Origin of the sequence: Aquabacterium sp. (assembly GCF_004297345.1) — a bacterium.
GTDB lineage: Bacteria > Pseudomonadota > Gammaproteobacteria > Burkholderiales > Burkholderiaceae_C > Aquabacterium.
In genome coordinates this window covers 1-2815 of sequence record NZ_SCTN01000577.1, presented here as the reverse complement: position 1 = coordinate 2815, position 2815 = coordinate 1, and the positions used below count along the sequence as shown (strand labels likewise).

2 protein-coding genes are annotated in these 2815 nt (G+C 52.5%); one reads left to right on the top strand and one right to left on the bottom strand.

Annotated features, from left to right (window positions below; translation table 11 throughout):
* On the bottom strand, positions 1 to 558 hold a 558-nt coding region (locus tag EPO09_RS21640), incomplete at its 3' end, for a hypothetical protein (protein ID WP_290646588.1).
* A gap of 193 nt (positions 559 to 751) precedes the next feature.
* On the opposite strand from EPO09_RS21640, the gene EPO09_RS21635 reads away from it, so the two are divergent.
* On the top strand, positions 752 to 2815 hold a 2064-nt coding region (locus EPO09_RS21635; protein WP_290646586.1), incomplete at its 3' end, for a hypothetical protein.

Sequence of the window (2815 nt, the reverse complement as noted above, 5' to 3'; positions counted from 1 at the left end):
GTAGAACGCGAGCGTCTCTGTCAGAATCGCCATCGAGATGGCCGGGTACAGTCCCACAAAAAGACGATCATTCTTCATGTAGTCTCGTGGATTAATCGCCCAAAAGCCATGATACATCCTCGTTCCTTTTGGTATGACGATTCGGTACCCGTTTCGGCCATCATCGTCGTCGAGAAATTTTAAGAAGCTTGGAAAGTAGCGCGGGAATGGCTCTTTATAGCGCGAGTTAATGATGCTGTCGCCTCGCGTACGATAACCAAACGATCTATGATTGAGCGTAATGTCAAGCGGCTTAAGAGCGTGCGGCCTCGCCATTATACCTTGATAGCCACTCATCGAGCGCGTTCGTCTGCGCGTCCTCGCTGTTTCCTGCTTAGCAGCAACCAGGAGGCGTTCCAATATCGCGTCGTACTCGCGAAAACGCTCCTCTGACATGCGGCGATATTTATTGTGCTCGAGGATGTCCTTGATTTGTTCCAACACCTGCATCCTTGCGCGATCGCGTTCAGGACTGATTATGCCATCGTTTGCAAGAAGGTGTTGGATGAACTGGAGCACGTCGTGTTTTGTTCGTGGGTCGATCACGCGAGTATTGTCTCGTACCAGTCTATATACGTGAGCTATTTGTTGGCATTCTTCAAACCCCATTTATTGACAGCCGCGACAACTGCGCGCGATATCATTTTGCGTCAGCGTGTTGCCAAATCGTTGTTTCTGAAAATAGCCTTCCTAGCTGTACGATATATTGATAATGGAATTCGTCCGTGAGTATCTCGAGCGCGGCATTGCCGCCCGATCGATTCTGAACTTTGATCACTTCATCGATCACGGGTTGCAACAGATCGTTCGGTCGGAATCGCCGATCTCGCTTCCTGGCTATCGCCTCACGATTCACGATGATGTGTATGTCGACAACGTTGTAATGACGCCTATGGAAGCTCGCACGAACGCGCTGGTGTACGACGCGCTTGTATCGATGAACATGACTGAGGTGGTTACCAACCCAGTTACGAAGCGAGAGACCGTGCAGACGTACTTCAGGGTGCCGATATGTCGCCTTCCAATCATGCTGCGATCGAGCAGGTGCCGATTGTATCAACTGAACGATGTTGAGCGGACTGCACTCGGTGAATGTCCTCGCGATCCTGGCGGGTACTTTATCGCAAAAAAGGAACGCGTTCCAACGAACCAGATGAGGGGCTGTTACAATCGTGCGCTCGTTCTTAAGTTCAAGAACTTGTATTATCTCGTCGAGATGCGCTCCATGTCTGAAGAAACGGCGCATTCTGTCCTCGTTCAGGCTCATACAGTGTCAATGGACGACTCGTGTGTCGCGGGATTCGTTATACCGTTCTTCACTGGGCTTATTTCTGCTGGTCTCTTGTTCAGAGCCATGGGATTTGAGCCATCGGATGTTGATTGGATCTGCGGGCTTGGCGAATGCCGCGAAAGTCGACGTATCAAACGCGAGATGACAACAATCGAGAGCGCAGATGTTGCGCTGGGAATGTTGGGGAACGTTATATCGAAACCGCGTACTGGAACTCCTGCCACAGCCGCGGACAGCGCATCCGCGTGTCCGCCAAAGAAGCGCGCGCGTAAAGGTAACGCAGCTTGCGATAGAGAGTCGTTCGTTGCGTGTCCGCTTCGCACGGCAGCAGCCCGCGACATTATTGACAACGAGATTCTCCCGCATATGGGATCTATATCGTCGCGCGAGCACAAGGCTGTGATCCTCGGCCAGATGCTTCGGAAGCTTGTTCTGGTCGCTACCGGTAAACGAAGCGTCGATTCCAAGGACAACTTGTCCAACAAGCGCGTCGACGATCCCGCGATCCTGTGCTACGATCTCTTCCAGACGTACTTCAAGCGCATGATCAAGGTCATCCAACAGTACGTGAAAGGAAAAGATTATCCGGATATACGTGCCTTCTTCCAATCGAAGAACAACATCACTGTGCATATTGTTCACTGCTTTCAATCTGGTCCATGGGGGCCCAGGAAGGCAAATTATACGCGACAGGGCGTCAGCCAGGTGCTCTCGCGCCAATCGTACGCGGCCATGATATCGCATATCCAACGAGTCGTGATCCCGGTCGGTCGCGAAGCGAAGAACTCGCGCATTCGGCAGCTTCCGACGTCACATTTTGGCTTTCTGTGTGCGACAGAGACACCCGACGGAGCTACGGCGGGTATTGTGCTCAATCTTGCGTTGCTCGCCTTTGTGTCGCGCAGATTCCCGACCGTAACTGCACGACAGATGATCAGTGATGCACCTGACATCCAGACAGATTGTGCCGCCATGCGCGTAATGCATCCGCGCAAGGTGTTCGTCCTTGTGAACGGTGCTGCCGTCGGCGTTGTCTGTGGCGACATTGACCGATTTCTATGCGCCGTGCGCTTGCGCCTCAGCTCCGGCAACGCTACGGACGTGTCCGTTATATACGATGACGTTGACAATGAGATATGGATCAACTGTGACCCGGGACGATTTATGCGATACGTCATCGATCGCCATGCTTCACCGGAGAGCGGTGAATCAGTTGCCATCCGCGCAATTGATGCGGCGTCTGCGGAGGTTGCTGAGATATCGATGCTGCGAGGTGGAGCAATGTCGTATTCGTACGCGGAAGTTACGCCGTCTGTCATGTATGGTCTTGTTGGTAACATGATCCAACTGCCTGGTCACACCCAGGCCCCGCGAAATACAATATGGTCTTCGATGTGCAAGCAAACGATCGGTGCGCCATCGTACAACTACCTGATCAGAAATGATACGTGTACGCATGTCCTCGACTACCCGCAGAAATCGCTT